At 48.2% G+C, this 16,184-nt stretch carries 15 protein-coding genes; 8 read left to right on the top strand and 7 right to left on the bottom strand.

Annotation, left to right across the window (positions count from 1 at the left end; genetic code table 11):
* Positions 1 to 51: 51 nt before the first annotated feature.
* The 4 genes from QT974_RS16300 to QT974_RS16285 form a co-directional block, all read right to left on the bottom strand.
* The gene (locus QT974_RS16300) at positions 52 to 702 is read right to left on the bottom strand and encodes a peptidase (RefSeq protein WP_333469501.1); all 651 of its coding nucleotides are present in this window, start codon (positions 700 to 702) and stop codon (positions 52 to 54) included.
* Between the two features lie 175 nt (positions 703 to 877).
* On the bottom strand, positions 878 to 1,117 hold the full coding sequence (gene secG, locus QT974_RS16295; RefSeq protein ID WP_332957461.1) for a preprotein translocase subunit SecG: 240 nt from the start codon (positions 1,115 to 1,117) through the stop codon (positions 878 to 880).
* A 308-nt stretch (positions 1,118 to 1,425) separates the two neighbouring features.
* Positions 1,426 to 3,027 carry a 2,3-bisphosphoglycerate-independent phosphoglycerate mutase gene (gene gpmI, locus QT974_RS16290; protein ID WP_333469500.1) on the bottom strand — a complete coding sequence of 534 codons (1,602 nt, stop codon included), beginning with the start codon at positions 3,025 to 3,027 and terminating at the stop codon, positions 1,426 to 1,428.
* Positions 3,028 to 3,455: 428 nt separating this feature from the next.
* Positions 3,456 to 4,106, bottom strand: a complete 651-nt coding sequence (locus QT974_RS16285) for a retropepsin-like aspartic protease family protein (protein WP_333469499.1) — start codon at positions 4,104 to 4,106, stop codon at positions 3,456 to 3,458.
* Positions 4,107 to 4,332: 226 nt separating this feature from the next.
* On the opposite strand from QT974_RS16285, the gene QT974_RS16280 reads away from it, so the two are divergent.
* The 5 genes from QT974_RS16280 (at position 4,333) to cax (ending at position 9,478) form a co-directional block, all read left to right on the top strand.
* Entirely contained in the window at positions 4,333 to 5,850 is a 1,518-nt protein-coding gene (locus QT974_RS16280; RefSeq protein WP_333469498.1) for a hypothetical protein, read from the top strand.
* A gap of 44 nt (positions 5,851 to 5,894) precedes the next feature.
* Positions 5,895 to 6,632 (top strand): MORN repeat-containing protein, encoded by a 738-nt coding sequence (locus QT974_RS16275; protein WP_333469502.1) that lies wholly within the window; start codon positions 5,895 to 5,897, stop codon positions 6,630 to 6,632.
* A gap of 48 nt (positions 6,633 to 6,680) precedes the next feature.
* Positions 6,681 to 7,304 carry a DUF6391 domain-containing protein gene (locus QT974_RS16270; RefSeq protein WP_333469497.1) on the top strand — a complete coding sequence of 208 codons (624 nt, stop codon included), beginning with the start codon at positions 6,681 to 6,683 and terminating at the stop codon, positions 7,302 to 7,304.
* 336 nt (positions 7,305 to 7,640) lie between these two features.
* The gene (locus QT974_RS16265) at positions 7,641 to 8,099 is read left to right on the top strand and encodes a hypothetical protein (protein WP_333469496.1); all 459 of its coding nucleotides are present in this window, start codon (positions 7,641 to 7,643) and stop codon (positions 8,097 to 8,099) included.
* 287 nt (positions 8,100 to 8,386) lie between these two features.
* The gene (gene cax, locus QT974_RS16260; protein ID WP_333469495.1) at positions 8,387 to 9,478 is read left to right on the top strand and encodes a calcium/proton exchanger; all 1,092 of its coding nucleotides are present in this window, start codon (positions 8,387 to 8,389) and stop codon (positions 9,476 to 9,478) included.
* A gap of 217 nt (positions 9,479 to 9,695) precedes the next feature.
* Here the strand turns inward: cax and QT974_RS16255 are convergent, their stop codons facing one another.
* Both QT974_RS16255 and QT974_RS16250 read right to left on the bottom strand, forming a co-directional pair.
* The gene (locus QT974_RS16255) at positions 9,696 to 10,349 is read right to left on the bottom strand and encodes a hypothetical protein (protein ID WP_333469494.1); all 654 of its coding nucleotides are present in this window, start codon (positions 10,347 to 10,349) and stop codon (positions 9,696 to 9,698) included.
* Positions 10,350 to 10,761: 412 nt separating this feature from the next.
* Positions 10,762 to 12,426, bottom strand: coding sequence for a DUF655 domain-containing protein (locus QT974_RS16250; RefSeq protein ID WP_333469493.1), 1,665 nt, complete (start codon positions 12,424 to 12,426; stop codon positions 10,762 to 10,764).
* A gap of 190 nt (positions 12,427 to 12,616) precedes the next feature.
* Between QT974_RS16250 and QT974_RS16245 the strand changes: the two genes are divergently transcribed.
* From QT974_RS16245 to QT974_RS16235, 3 genes are all read left to right on the top strand, one after another.
* On the top strand, positions 12,617 to 13,021 hold the full coding sequence (locus tag QT974_RS16245) for a DUF7682 family zinc-binding protein (RefSeq protein WP_333469492.1): 405 nt from the start codon (positions 12,617 to 12,619) through the stop codon (positions 13,019 to 13,021).
* Between the two features lie 191 nt (positions 13,022 to 13,212).
* On the top strand, positions 13,213 to 14,403 hold the full coding sequence (locus QT974_RS16240; protein WP_333469491.1) for a cysteine desulfurase family protein: 1,191 nt from the start codon (positions 13,213 to 13,215) through the stop codon (positions 14,401 to 14,403).
* A gap of 272 nt (positions 14,404 to 14,675) precedes the next feature.
* Positions 14,676 to 15,698 (top strand): hypothetical protein, encoded by a 1,023-nt coding sequence (locus tag QT974_RS16235; RefSeq protein ID WP_333469490.1) that lies wholly within the window; start codon positions 14,676 to 14,678, stop codon positions 15,696 to 15,698.
* A gap of 268 nt (positions 15,699 to 15,966) precedes the next feature.
* Here the strand turns inward: QT974_RS16235 and QT974_RS16230 are convergent.
* Positions 15,967 to 16,184: hypothetical protein (locus QT974_RS16230; RefSeq protein WP_333469489.1), on the bottom strand; the 218-nt coding region annotated here is incomplete at its 5' end.

Below are 16,184 nucleotides of genomic sequence, written 5' to 3'. Positions count from 1 at the left end.
ATAAACGCAGATAATTTCAGGGTGTTTTCCGATTTTTGCAATTCAAGTCTACTATAATTCCCACCCCAAGCGAGTCGGCTGCTCGTAAACCCGCTTCAAAGTATTGACATCCCTTGCCGAAATAAGCCCAGGATTTCTCACCTGAGAAAAATAAAGCACATCAGTTTCCAGTAAACTGTGGCCCCAAATTCCCAAAGCGTGCCCTAACTCGTGTCGCGCCGTCGCCAGAACATACTTACCCACTTGATTCGGATTCAAATAAACCGAAAAGCGATGAGATAAAACAGTTTTCTCCCCATCCCGATGATTGTACAACTCATAGGTGGATTCCCCGGAGCGCGATCGCAAAACCCCTTGACGCAAAGGCGGAGCCTGACGTAAAATTCTAATATCAGCCGCCTCGGAACTATCTACCACTTCCAAAGGCAAATAAACCGCCCATTCCCGCACAACACCTAACACCGCTGCTATCCATTCTTCAGACTTATTCCCATCTACCGGACGCTCTACATACACCAGAATCGGGAATTTCGACCATAGCAAATGACCGACATTTGGCTGGTTTACCCGATCGAAATAATCACCGCTATCCGTTGAATCTTGCCAATTCGCCAAGGTTGGCGGCAAAGGGTGAACCTGTGGAGACGGCCAACTATTCGGGAGAGGAGCCAGACTCGCCGCAGGAGTATTAACCTGAGTCAAAATTATCAGGCTACAACAACATAATAAAGCAAATCTCAAACCTGCGAGCAATCGAGGCTTTATCTTAAATTTCCATAACCGCATTTTTGCAACCGCAGATGAACGCAAATAAACGCAGATGAACTTCATATTATCTCCGTCTGTCGGCGTTCATCTGCGGTTAAATATCCTCATCTTACAATTTAGGAGTCAACCAACCAGCACTCAAAATTACAGTCAAACCCATAAAAACAATAGACAGACCCCAAGTAATTCGATTCAGACTTGTTTCCGCACTTTTGGCGCTGGTAAATAATTGAGCTTGTCCGCCAATCCCTCCAATGCCATCGCCTTTAGGACTGTGCAGCAACACAAAAACCACAAGTCCTAAAGCAGACAAAGACCAGATAACTTGTAACACAGAAACAATATTCATAATTCGGGGTAATTGGTAATTAGTAATTGGCAATTTATTATCATATCAAATTTAGTCGATCGCACACAACCTCGCTTAGGGACACGGGACTGCCCAGAGGTGTCGGCTTAACGCGCTTTCCCACAGTCCGGCAGGGACTTAAGTCCCTGCCTCATAGTTAAAGTCCTCTTGCATAGGACTGAGATAAGTTCTTCAGTCCTCATAGCGAGGACTTTAGCTATTAGCCAGGGACTTAAGTCCCTGGCGGTCTTTCGGGTTAACCTGACACCTCTGGGGACAGCGCCTAACCCTACCTGTAGCCAGACTTGCTACAGCCGCACCCGCACCGGAGTGCGATTGGCGCGAACTTCAAAATTAGCCGGTTCAATCATCGACTTTCCTGTCATCTCTGCCGGCTGAGGCAACCTCAACAGCTCCAAAATCGTCGGCGCCACATCAGCCAAACAGCCGTCCGCCCTCAAAGCAACATCCGCGCCGTGACCCGGAATTTTCAGACCTTCGCCTTCTACCAGAATAAACGGCACCGGATTAGTAGTGTGAGCCGTCCAAGGATTGCCGTTCTCGTCGAACATCAACTCAGCATTTCCGTGGTCAGCAATAATAATTGCGGTTCCCCCAGCTTTGGAAATCCCGGCCAACAGCCGCCCCAAACATTTATCCACAGTTTGAATGGCAATTATCGTCGCATCCAGCATCCCCGTATGACCAACCATATCCGGGTTAGCGTAGTTAAGCACCACAAACGAATAAATTCCCTTGGACAAAGCCTCCAGCGCCAAATCCGTCACCTCAGCAGCAGACATTTCTGGCGCCTCATCGTAAGTCGCCACCATCGGACTCTGCACCAATTCGCGGTCTTCCCCCTTAAAAGGCTCTTCCAGACCCCCATTAAAAAAATAAGTCACGTGAGCGTACTTTTCAGTTTCCGCCGTCCGCAACTGCCGCAAACCGTGGGCCGAAATCACTTCGCCCAGAATATTGTTCAAATTCTGAGGTTCAAAAGCCACCAGTACCGACGACAGTTTGGGGTCGTACTGAGTAAAACTCGCAAAAGTCAGCGGCTCAATTAACGGCCGTTCAAAGCCTTTAAAATCTGGCGCTACAAAGGCCTGAGTCAACTCTCTAGCCCTGTCCGGGCGAAAATTGAAGAAAATCATCCCATCCCCGGATGCCACAGATCCTGGGGCAATGCGAGTCGGAATTGCAAACTCGTCGGTCACTCCTTCAGTATAGGATGCCTGCAATACATCAACTGCCGATCGACCGTCAGGCGCTCCCTCAGTCGTCATCACCTCATAAGCGCGGTGTACCCGATCCCAGCGTTTGTCCCTGTCCATCGCGTAATAGCGGCCGCTGATGGTAGCAATCCGACCGACTCCTACCTGTTTGATATAACTTTCAATTTTGCCCAAAGCTTCCACACCCTCTTTGGGAGTAGTATCGCGGCCGTCTGTAATCGCGTGGATGCAAACTTCAGAAATTCCCTGTGCTTTTGCTAGCTTTAGCAAGCCCAAAATGTGACTCAGGTGCGAGTGTACCCCGCCCTCGGAACAAAGACCAGTCAGGTGCAGCTTGCCGCCCCGACTGCGCACTTGCTCGCAAAGCTGAACCAGCGCCCGGTTTTCTAGCAAAGAACCGTCTTCTACCGCATCTGAGATTCGCACCAACTCTTGAGGCACCACCCGGCCCGCGCCCAGATTCAAGTGACCTACCTCTGAGTTGCCCATTTGCCCGTCCGGAAGCCCTACCGCCCGCCCCGATGTGTGAATTAGAGTTCTGGGATAAGCTGCCCAGAGACTGTCCATCACCGGCGTCTTCGCCAAGGCGATCGCATTTCCGTCTTTTTCTTCACGATAACCCCAGCCGTCTAGAATAATCAGCACTACAGGAGATACAGACGTTTGTGCCATGCGAATACCTTATTTACAATAATTAAATTCTCGATCGTCATCATGTCCGATTTTGCAGAACATCTCCCGCTCGTCAGTTTACAGATTTTTGACGTTCCGGCCCCACGCAGCAAACCAAAATTTGCTCGACCGCAGCATTTCCAGCGCTAACTTCGACCGGAGCGGCGAATTCTCTAATTGATTGCCTTGCCTTTAACAACCGTAAATTTTTGTCGGAGACTGTTACGGATCTCACCAACAGCGATCGTGCTTTTGCGCCCGGATTTTCCCGGATTGTTCAAAGGTCAACTGCTCTGGAAACACTAAAAACAATACCACAATTGGGGGAGTTTTGCTAGTACATCGAGAAATAAAGTGAACAGCCTTGATTTGGCTGCCAATAGCTTTACAGGATGCGAACCGACATCGGTTTTAGGATCGGCTTACTCTCAGCGGACATAAAACTCTACAACATCTTTTTTGATTTTGACATCGTAATTGCCAAAAAAATCGTGACCGAGCAGACCAATTTCCATTTGTTTCGAGATTGCCACTTCGACATTTTGGATCGCAGCACCCCCAACCCGAATCGATCGCACCAGGCCAATGGGAAACTCGACAACGCTACCGTCAGCGATCCCCGCTCTCCCGGTTCCCACTTGCCTGACTCCCAGCGCCGTAGCCATCCGCTGAGTAATCAAAGTGCCGCTCGCCCCGGTATCGACAATCATCTCAAAAGTCTTGTTGCCGTTAAATACCACATCAATCACTGGCGTCCCGCCAGCGCGGCGCTTAATTTTAGCTTGAAATACCTTTTGATTCCCCCCACTTGCCGGTTGATTGGCCGGCGGTTGGGTACCTGGAGTTGACGGGCCCCTGCGAAACTGAGAGTACCTGTTGCGGGTTGGAGTTCTCGATGCGCCCAAAGGGCGATCGATCTGTGGGAAACTCACATCGGACACCAATTCTATGACTTTAGTTTCCGGCTGATACGAATCAGAATTTTGATTCGAGCCTGCCACGGAGCCAACTGCCGTCAAAACGGCCAGCGAAACAATGCCCGATCGCCAAAGCCGCTTCAAAATCACTTTTGCCACCATAACAATACCCTAATTGATTCAATATTTTGAACAACCACCGCCATTGATATCCTAACCGGCTGCCGAAAACCCAGTGCCCGCTTCTACATCAAATCCTCCGGAAAACTTGGCAATTTAAAAGCGATCGCATACTATCAAACAACAGGTAAACTTAAGGCGGCAAATGGCAGCAACTGCGCTAGCCATTTGGATCACTTAAAAGTCAGGCGTTTGGGGAAGATCGGCAATGCGTAAACTTTTATATTTTGCAACTATAGGAATGCTGGCTTTCTCGATCGGGGGATGCGGCGGGGACGGTGGCGGCAACACGGCCAGCCCCACTCCCAGTCCTAGTATCAGTCCCGCTACACCATCAGGGGCACCGGGCGCCGCGGCTCCCGGAGCCCCAGTCGCCGCGGCGAGTCCGACTCCAGGAGCTCAAACATTTCCCTCCCCAGTAGTAGCGGCCCAGCCTCCCGGCTTGATCCGATCGACAAACCCCGACGAACGCGCCAGACAAGCTCAAACAGACATCGAGGCCAAAAAGACATCAGCGGGATCTCCTTCAAACGGCCCAACGGCAATTCCACAGACCGCGATCCCCGCCAAAGCCAGCGACCCATTCTCAATTCTGCCCCCTCAACCGCTCAGAACAGACGGCAGCGGGGCAGGCAGCGAACTCCCCAACCTGCCAGTCCGACAGGTACCAAATCTGCCCAAGCTACCGGACGATAAAAACCCGCCTCAGTGGACGCCAGTACCGCGACCGAGAAGGGGGCCCGGCGGCATCACAATCGCCGAACTTCCCAAACCCCAAAGTCCAGTGCAGGTATCGAGTCTGCCTAATTTGCCCTTAACATCCATACCCCCCCAGTGGAGGTCGCCAATTTCAGCGCGTCCTGGGGCCGCCCCGGGACGCCCCGGAGCAAGACCCGCACGCCCGGGAGCAAGACCAGCAGGCTCCCCAGACATCGCAGGAGTTCCGGCATCAATACCCGGACTGCCTTCTGTACCGGGCATCCCAACAGGCGCCACCGGAGGCACAGGTACCAGACCCGGACGCCCGGGAGCCAGACCAGCAGGCTCCCCAACAGTCGCAGGCTCTCCCGCATCAATACCTGGAGTGCCCTCCCTACCGGGTTTCCCAACAGGCGCCACCGCCAGCCAACCAGCCCGACCAGGGCGCCCCGGCAGACCGGCCGGCTCCCCAAATGTCGCAGGGGCTCCGGCATCATCAATACCGGGAGTTCCTTCTATACCGGGCTTCCCCAAAGGCACCACAGCCAGCCCAGGAGCGACACCGGGACGCCCCACAGGCACCACGGCAGGACGCCCCACAGGTACCACACCGGTACGCCCCGCCGGCCCCCCCAAACCTCCCACAATTCCCAACATCGCGACCCGGGAACTGCCCGGTCTGCCCAAGCTGCCAGAATTAACGGCCCCGCCCTCCTGGCAAGATCCGAACCCACCACCACCCCCAGCACCGCCACCGCCTCCGCCTTCGACAGACAATGCTCAAGGAGTTGAAGTTAGTGGCGTAGTCAGAGTTGGTAATGACATACTGGTAATTGTCAAAGCACCTAACGAGCCAACAAGTCGATATATCAAAGTAGGACAGCGGATTGCCAGCGGGCAGGTGCTCATCAAACGGGTTGATTTCAAATCAGGAGCCGATCCGGTTGTGGTTCTAGAAGAAAACGGTGTAGAGGTTTCCAAAATGGTGGGAGAAAAATCTCCCCGAGTTGCTCAGAAGCCAAATTAATGCAAAATTTACCTCAATCCTTAGAAAGAAAATTGAGAACCGTCATGCTTCGCTCAATGCAAAAACTTGGAATACTGATGTTGGTTAGTTCGGGGGTAGGATACCTCTCACTGGTAGCCAACACTCAGTCGTCATTCGCTGCCCCAGCAGCCGAACAAAAACGCCCTCCCGCTTGCGAAGGCTCTCCCCCCAACGGTAGAGTTAAGTGCAACTACGAAAATGGCGACAATTATGAAGGAAATTTCGTCAACGGCCGACCCCAGGGACAAGGAGTATACGTATACTCCAAGGGCGATCGCTACGAAGGAGAGTTTCGCAACGGCGTGCCCAACGGTCAAGGCACATTTCTGTTCGCCAACGATGACCGCATGGTGGGAGAGTTCCGCAACGGTCTGATCGTTAGGGGAGAAGCTATTTTTGCCAGCGGCGATCGCTACAGAGGAACATTTGAAATTGTTCAACAAGTAGGTGGCGGGGCTACCAGCAGCCAGCCCCACGGTCAAGGACAATTTATCTTTGCTAGCGGCGATCGCTACGCCGGACAGTTTTTCGCAGGGAACCCCTTTGGTCGGGGAGTGTTTACCCGATCGGACGGGACGCGCTGCGACGGTCAGTTTTTCAACGAAAAGCTAGACGGCAAAGGTAATTGCAGCTTCCCCAACGGCATTCGCTACGAAGGCGAATTGCGCAAGGGACTGCCTCACGGCAGAGGCATAATTACAGATGCTAAAGGCAGACGGTTTTCTGGAGAGTTTCGTGCTGGCAAGCGCGTTCAACCGTGAATCTCACCTCTAAAATTTAAAATCTGACATTAGTGGAGGCGTTTTGACATGACGACCAATGCTGCTTCGAGTTCTGGGCGCGCCAGCGAATTTCCTTTTGACTTTGCCCCGCAGCGGAATCAAGATGCTGAATTGTTGCGACAACTCGATTTTGTTCCCGGTTTGAAGGAAATCTTGACTTTGCGCCAAGTTCATGCTTTGGAACACGCTACGGTTTGGGTACTCAGCCAATCTGGCGGTACGCCAACAGCAAGAGCCGATAATCAGTTATTGGGCGGGATGTCCACAGACCAAGGATTTTATGTGTACGGCCGCGTCAACATTACACAGTTGCGCCAAGCAGTGCCATTGGCTTTGCAGCGGATTGCCAGCGGAGAGTGGGATTTAGCCGTACATCCCCGCTGCGGCACCAATTTGTCGGTGGGAATGCTGTTGACTGCTGGACTTGCTGTCGGCATCAATTTAGCTCTGCCCAAGGGGCCAATCTTGCAACTTTTGGGTTTGGGTGCCGCTGCGGCGACAGCAGCTCAGTTAGCTCCCGATGTGGGATCTCTGGCCCAGCGCTACCTCACAACCGCTATTCCGTTTAATTTGAGTATTGTTGATATTTCTGTAAGTCACGACTTCTGGGGACGCGAAGCTCATTTTGTGCGAGTGCGTTGGATTGAATAGCTGCTGCTTGAAGGCAGTGCCAAACAATGGCAAAGTGGAGGATCGGGAGATAGGGAGATGAGAAAAATCTTATTTCTTCCTTCTTTCTTCCTTCCTTTTTTTTGATTCTTAATGATTAGACTAATGTAAAAAACCCTGGTTACAATTATTAATGGTATATAAATTATCTGTAATTGGCATAACTGCTGCGTGAAAGCCCACCGCGGGGTTTCAATACATATTAAATCCTCTAATTTTTATGTAGCAATATTTTTGATTATTCGCATTATTTAGGTTTTTTTCGGTGTTTAATTAGTGCTTTTAAGTCAGTAAAATCTCACACGAACCAACAAAACAATGTCCAAACTAGCGATCGACAAAACCTGTCTAGCAAGCCTGCTGGCTGTCACCTTAGCCGTAGCAGGCAATAGTTTTTGGCTTTGCAAGCAGAATGCGAGTTTGGCTGGCGAAATTGCCCAAGCAAACGAACCAGAAAGAGTTCCCGATGGCAAGATGGTTCCCGTCAACGGCAAAGCCAATGTTAGATTAACCAATAAAACGAACGATCGACTATTTTATCAAGTAGTGGGACAAACCAACCGCCGCACTTTAGCAGAAAATTCAACAGTGGCGCTACAAGCATTGACACTACCCGCGTCAGTTTTATTTAGGCGACAAGATGGCGCATTATTAAAAGTGAATCTGAAACCTGTTGGCGAAGGAACAGTAGAGGTAAGATTAGACGAGACAAATGATTTAGGTTTGGATAAAAAATCCTTAAGCATTCGGAATGATGGTGCACTGTTTCTCAGATAACACGGCGGTTGAAACCGCTCATTCTTCAACCCACGGAGGTGGGTTTTGTTTGTATAGACGCGGTTTCAACCGCGGGCGTCTTCTGATCGATCGCGTATTGATCTAAAAACCGCTCATTCTTCAACCCACGTCGCTGAGTGAGTGTTTGTATAGACGCGGTTTCAACCGCCCTGTCTTCAACTGGTTTCAACCGCGGGCGTCTTCTGACCGATCGCGTATTGATATAAAATCAATTTGGCGATCGCCCTGGCAACTCGAACTCACCTTCAATACACATCCGAGTCCCTATGTCAATCAAAAAGATTCTTTCCATAGCCCTGTTAATTTTCATCCCGATTTCCATCGCCGCCGAGTATTTGCACTGGGGCTCCCTGATAGTTTTCATCACATCCGCCCTAGGCATTATACCTCTGGCGATTTGGTTGAGCACAGCAACAGAAGAAGTGGCGATCGTCACAGGGCCCTCCATCGGCGGCTTATTAAATGCAGTCTTCGGGAATGCTACAGAATTAATTATTGCCATAGTTGCCCTAAAAGCAGGCTTAATTGATATTGTGAAAGCCAGCATCACCGGCACCATTATCAGCAACTTGCTCTTAGTTATGGGATTTTCGATGCTGCTAGGGGGAATCCGCTACAAAGAACAAGAATTTAAGCCAATTATCGCCCGGGTGAACGGTTCCACCATGACTCTAGCAGTGATTGCGATTCTGCTGCCGACAATGGTAATTTACACGTCGAATGGAGTGGAACCCGCAGCCATTCAAAATCTTTCGTTGATAACTGCGATCGTCCTCATTGCAGTTTACGCACTAACCCTGCTATTTTCATTAAAAACTCACAGCTATCTTTACGAAGTCAGCATACTAGAGTTAGAAGATGCTAAAAATACCGATGAATCAACTGCGCACAAACCGAATTTGTGGTTGTGGGTAGGAGTGCTAGTCGCCTCAACAGTTGCTGTTGCTTTTGAATCAGAAATTTTCGTGGGCGTTGTCGAAGAAACTACCAAAGGATTGGGATTAACACCACTGTTTACAGGTGTAATTCTGTTGCCGATTGTGGGCGGCGCGGCGGAATACGTAACGGCGGTGGGAGTGGCGATGAAAAATAATATGGATTTGTCAGTTTCCGTGGCGATGGGTTCGAGTTTGCTAGTTGCTTTGCTGGTAGCGCCGGTGTTGGTGATTATCGGTATCGTGATTCATCAGCCGATGGATTTAAACTTTAATCCGTTTGAAGTGGTTGCAGTTGCGATCGCGGTGACAATTGCTAATCTAATTAGTCTCGACGGGCGATCGAATTGGCTGGAAGGAGTGCTGCTTTTGGCAACATATATTGTGTTAGCCGCAGCATTTTATTTTCATCCCATTACTTGAACCAGGTTGGTAGTGAGGACTTGTAGGGTGCGTCAGCTCGGAGTTCCTGAACAATCAATGAAAACACGAGCGACTGACGCACCCTACTTTAACTTTAACTTGTAGGGTGCGTCAGTTCGGAGTTCCTGAACAATCAATGAAAACACCAGCGACTGACGCACCCTACTTTAACTAGCTGTTTCCTCGGCGGCTGCTATAACAAAAATTAGACAGGAATTTAGTACGGACAGGTACAACTTTGAACAGTAACACACTCTATTCTGCAACTTTTTCCTTTGCGCCTCCTCTCGCGACAATCAGCATCATCCTGACATTGTGAGGTGACTTTGTTCTCACAAACTTGCTGACGTGGAAAAGTACCTAAATTTTGTACGGAAACTTGAGCGGTAAGCGCACCCTGTTCTATAATTTGGTTATTTTCTTTGATTTCATAGGCAAATTTATTTTCGCCCTCTAAAACTGAAAAAGTTCTTGTTTTGTGACTGTTTGCTAACTTAAATCCAAAACTTTCGGAAGATTCACCTGTTGCATAACTTCTATCTGTGTAAGGATAGGGGTCAGTTTCCATACCGTCGGTCACATTTTTAATCAGCACTCTTCTGTTAGGGGCGGGGGGAGTCTTGCTGGAAACAAATCGAGCGCTTTGTGAATCAGGGGAGATGCCACTTCCGGGACACTGACCTACATATTCAACGCGCTTGAATTGAATCATGTTAATATTAAAACTGTTCTCGTTTTTTACCCGAAATTGTGCTTCGCTAGTCTGCTGGGCGCTGACTGTGAAAGCTGCTAGTGTCACTAAAATTGCCCCAATCAAAATAGCTAGGAATTTGATTGGTGGCTGGGCCGTAAAATATCTGCTGCGTTTCATCTCTCTATACCTCTAATATGAAAAAAGCGCATTTTTTTAACTGGTAATTCTAACTAAAAAGCATATCTGTTGTCAAGATGGAGAAAATAAGGTTTGTAGTGAGGACTTTAGTCCTTCCTGGTTAGTCTGTCCACAAATGAATGAAGTCTTATGGGGGTGCATCTCAATTTTGTAAGGGCGAAGCATTTCGGCTTACAATTCATTAGTGATAACCAGAGATTTACTGCCGAAATGCTTCGCCCCTACGAGTCTATTTGCAAAAACGGGATGTTCAGTATTATGGTGCGTCAGCTCGGAGTTTCTAGATGATTAATTAAATCACCATAGCTGACGCACCCTACTTTAAACAATGGTGCGTCAGATCGGAGTTTTTAGATGATTAATTAAATCACCATCGCTGACGCACCCTACTTTAAAATGTTACTCGATCGCGCCACTTGTCTATAGTCTTGTTTCCTACTCCTGGCAATTTTTCGACATCCTCCCAAGACTCAAAAGGCTGCTTTTCCCGCCCTGCAATAATTTTCTCGGCTAACTTCGGGCCAACTCCTGGCAAAGTTTCTAATTCTTCCTGAGTCGCGCTATTCAAATTAATTAACTTTTTAGTCGCAACAATTTGCGCTTGAGGATTGCTAGATTTTGATGTTGTTTGTACTGGTTCACACTCTTTTTGCTGGGCGTCAATTTTCTGTTTGATTCGGGCGGGAATTCCCAAGATTGCACCTTTGTAAAGCCGATCGAACTCCCGCTCAAAATGGGCCCCAACCGTCGGGCTGTCGATCGCCAATAATGTCTCATCATTCCCGTGATTTGCAGCCTCACTCCAGTTGTGAGAGCCTGTAAGCACGGTATTTCCGTCGATAACGCCGAATTTGTGGTGCAGGCGATCGCCCGTTGGTAACAGCGGCACTCCCACTGTAGTCAGCGGATTTCTCCACGGGCGATTGTCAGATTCCAACCGACAATCCTGTATCAAAGTCGCCCCCATCATGTCTAAACCTTCGCTGTAAGGGCGATAGATGAAATTTGAGTCAATCAAAGCTCGCACCGCTACACCGCGCCTAGATTCAAGTTCTAGAGTATTTGACAACCGCTGAGCCGAAAATACAAACAGTGCCAAATTAACAGATTTTTTTGCCTTTGCTAAAGTGCGATTTATCAAACTGTTAACGCTTTGTTCCCAAGGTAAAGTCGCACTTGTTGGTGAAAATTGCACCGCCACAGTTGCATTGCCAACTCTCACTTTTTGCACTTGACGAAACGGCTTTTTGATGCCAAACTTGCTATCCGGTTTGCCACCGGGCCCGTCGCCCCACATGATGTTAAATTCTTGAGTAAAGATTTGCGCTAATTGAGGGGTGTCAATTTTTAGCAGATTGTTGGCATTCCCGCGACTTGCTGCTGTCTTGAAATCACCGTGGATATCGCTGGTGGTAAAGTTAGCCGAAGTTACGATGACTGTTTTGCCGTCAATTACTACAAATTTGTGGTGCATCAAACCGCTGCCTTTACTTCCGTCAGCAGTATCGTCAATTACAGGAATTCCCGCATCCCGGACAATTACCAAAGCATCGTTTTGCTTGATTTCCTCGGCACTCAATTTACCGTCTTTATTGGTATCGGCGAGTTGCAGAAATTCGCTGTAGCGATCGCGCTCTCGTTCTGGTAACTTTGCCAACTCCTGGGCTGTATAATCGCTCCAAGGGCGATTGTACAGATGTTCGACAATTAATCTGACTTTAATTCCAGTGCGCGCGCGATCGGCCAACCTTCGCGCAATACCGGGCAACCGAAACTCCTGAACCGCTACATCTACCGTCGATTCAGCACTTGCTACAGCCTCGGCGATTAACTTTTCTAAATTGTCTCCAGGTCTAGTTTGTGCGCGGTACGGCTCTGTATAACTCGAAGTGAGCGACTGATTGAAGTATACTTGCAACAACGGGTCTTGAGGCAGCGGAGCGAGAGTGGGAGGTAAATTCTGCACGTCCTGCTTTGCTTGTCCGCAAGCCACTAGGGCGATCGCCAGCAGTCCAACACAACACAAACCTGGTAAATTATAATAAAGTACATTCACAAAATTTAAAATTTTATTGAGGTCATCAGTCTATTCAGAGTGTAAAGATATTGGATCGAGGAAAGTTAAAACTATTAAATTTATGACAGGGATTAGATTTTGCGTCTTGTAGAACTGCCTCGATGCCGGAAGCATCACTGGTAGGGTAGCAGCATTCAGGGGCGTGGGTCAAACCCGATACTGATGCTTTATGGCTAAAAGAAAAACAATTTTTGATTGCGGTCACAGGGGATATGGTAAAGCGTGCCATCGATGCACGCAAGAGTTAATAGCGCAACAGCAATCAGTTGAACTGCTGGCCGAAAAACAGACCCAAAAACAAGAGAGGGAAGCATCATATGCTAGAGATGCGATCGATCTCAGGGGTCTACCCGACCATGTAGTTACTAAAGCTCGCGCTATTATAGCAGCTTTGGGCGAAAATAAGAATTACAGAGATTTTGGCGGCAAACGCCTCCGTCACAACCGCTGGATTGTGAGTATTCCTGTAACCCGCAACTACAGAATGCTTTGTGAAGATTGCGGCACTTTCTTAATTCCTCAAAAAGTCTTGTCCCACGAAGACTACAATGTCTGCAAACCAGGAAGTCATTAGTCAGTTGACAGTTGGCAGTTGACAGTTGACAGTTGGCAGTTGGCAGTTGTGAGTTGACAGTTGGCAGTTGTTATCAGTCATAATTTAAGAATCATGAGTCATGAGTCAATAATCATTTATGCCTTTAGGATAAGTGCTTTATTCATTAGGTAGTCAATCATTCATTATTAGTTCGTTATTTAATTAAAACCATGCAAATTTATCTCGACTACAGCGCTACAACGCCGACACGCCCAGAAGCAATTGATGCTATGCAAAAAGCTCTGACTCTACAGTGGGGAAATCCTTCTAGTTTGCACGAATGGGGACAAAGGGCGGCGACTGCTTTAGAATTAGCCAGAATGCAAGTTGCTGGGCTGATTAATGCGCTACCGGAATCGATGATTTTTACTTCGGGCGGCACAGAAGCGGATAATTTAGCAATTATGGGAGTTGCGCGTCTTTATACAAAGCCGCAGCATATCATTATTTCCAGTGTTGAGCATTCCGCAGTATCAGAACCGGTGCGACAACTCGAAGAATTGGGATGGGAAGTAACGCGATTACCAGTAGATAAATATGGTCGAATTCATCCTTTGGATTTGCAAGAATCGCTGCGATCGCACACAGTGCTAATTTCCATCATCTACGGACAAAGCGAAGTTGGTACACTGCAACCCATAGAAGCATTATCGCAAATTGCGCGCGATCGCAATATCCTGTTTCACACCGATGCAGTTCAAGTTGCCGGTAAATTGCCGATTGACGTGCAAAAACTGCCCGTAGACTTGCTTTCGCTTTCCAGTCACAAACTTTACGGGCCACAAGGTGCAGGGGCGCTGTACGTGCGTCCAGGACTAGAATTGGTGCCAATGTTCGGTGGGGGCGGACAAGAGTTGAAACTGCGTTCAGGGACGCAAGCACTGCCCGCTATCGTCGGCTTTGGAGTGGCGGCGGAGTTGGCTGTGCAGGAAATGGATGTGGAAACGCCGAGATTGATTGGATTGCGCGATCGACTTTTTGACAAATTAGCTGACATACCCAGTTTAGTCCCAACGGGCGATCGATATTACCGACTGCCGCACCACACCAGTTTTTGCATTGTCTCCCCATCCTGTCGCCCTTACCAAAACAGAAACACAGAGAGAATCACAGGTAAAACTCTGGTGAGACAGCTAAATTTAGCCGGAATTGGCATTAGTTCCGGTGCGGCTTGTAGCAGTGGTAAACTAACACCCAGTCCGATATTATTGGCAATGGGATATGACTCCATCGGCGCGGTTGGTGGAATTCGCTTGACACTCGGACGCGAAACGACGGAAGCTGATATTGATTGGACGGTAATTGCGATCGCACAAATCTTAGATAGATTAATGCCCAAGGTAGCATTGTGCAGGAATTAGAAAACTGGGCGGTTTGTCTGCACGCACAATCTAAGAAACCGGGTTTTTTCCTATATCTTCGCCTATCACCAAAAATTGTCACAAAAACCCGGTTTCTGGCCACCCACCGACAATCTAAGAAACCGGGTTTTTACCGATATCTTCGCCTAAGATCAAATATCCTCGCAAAAACCCGGTTTCTGGCCACCCACCGACAATTCAAGAAACCTTTCTCGCCCCAAAACCCCCAACCATGATAAAATAAACTCGACATTATTCACAACTCCCCAACAATGGAAGAAAGCCGCGCTCAAGCCTACCTAGAACTAATTCAGACCCTGCTGAATTGTCCCAACGGAGACGAACCGCAGATATTACAAGATAACTCAGAATTGTTGGATGTCGAATTTCTGGAAACCTGCGAGTTGGTAGCCGAAAAAATGGCACAGCAAGGAGGACAAAACGGCGCTGATTTTCTGCGAAATCTGATCGGCCAGTTAGCACAATTAATCGATATCAACGATGGCGATAACTCCGCAGGTGAAAATCCCCAAGAGTATGCAAACTTTATTCTAGAATTATTGCAAGCAGAAGATGGTAGCAATAGCAATACAGCAGTAATTTACCCGATGCTAGCCGAACGCAAACATCTCCTTAATGCTCGTTTTTCGGAGATTTTAGAGCAAGTATTGCAGAGATTAATTGGTGGGGAAAATGCCCAAACTATTGAGTCAATTGTCAGCCTCGTTGAAGACTTGACCATTAATATTAGTAATTTTTCCGGTGGAAATAGAGCGAATAATATTGAAATTGCCATTGCCGCTTATCAACTTGTTTTAAATAATCGGCAACCGGGAAGCGAAAAATTTGCTCAAACTCAAAACAACTTAGCTGCTGCCTATATTACCAGAATCAAGGGTTCGCGGGCCGAAAATGTGGAAATGGCGATCGCCCTTTATGGCGCTGCTTTAACAGTCTACACCCTTGAGGCTTTCCCGGAAGATTGGGCAATGGCTCAAAATAACCTAGCTGCTGCTTACGCTAACAGAATCAACGGTTCGCGGGCGGAAAATCTCGATCGCGCGATCGCATTTTTTGAGGCTGCTTTAACTGTTCGTACCCCTGAACAGTTTCCTGAAGATTGGGCAATGATTCAATATAACCTAGGTAATGCCCATAATGACAGAATCAACGGTTCGCGGGATGAAAATCTCGAAAAGGCGCGATCGTTTTATGAAGCAGCTTTAACAGTATATACCCGTGAGGATTTCCCTGAATATTGGGCAATGATTCAAAAGAAGCTGGCTAATGCCTAAAGCCGGGGATTTAAATCCCCGTCTCATAGCGCAAGTCGGTTGAAACCGACTGAATAAAATCATGATAATTTTGATTAAAAAATAGATGCTTCAGTCCTCTTTTAGAGGACTTACGCTATGAGACGGGGGTTTTCAACCCCCGGCGGACTCGTGGGTGAGTGCGGGAATTGTGGCGCGGATAATAGCATTGAATTATTGCAGATTTAGCAACGATCAATCGCCCTTGTGGGAAAATTGAAAAAACGGTCGATCGCACTTTTGCACCATCTCAGAAACCGGGTTTTTTCCGATATCTTCGACTCCCATCGAATATCTTCGCAAAAACCCGGTTTCTCGCCACCACCCACCATCTCAGAAACCGGGTTTTTTCCGATATCTTCGCCTCGCATCGAATATCTTCGCAAAAACCCGGTTTCTCGCCACCCATCAAACCAACCCCAAGTATGATAAAATAAAATCCGGTCTTATTCACAACTCCCCACAATG

The organism is Microcoleus sp. BM001215392 (assembly GCF_036700185.1).
Taxonomy (GTDB): Bacteria; Cyanobacteriota; Cyanobacteriia; order Cyanobacteriales; family Microcoleaceae; genus Microcoleus.
This window is presented reverse-complemented; position numbering and strand designations above follow the sequence as displayed.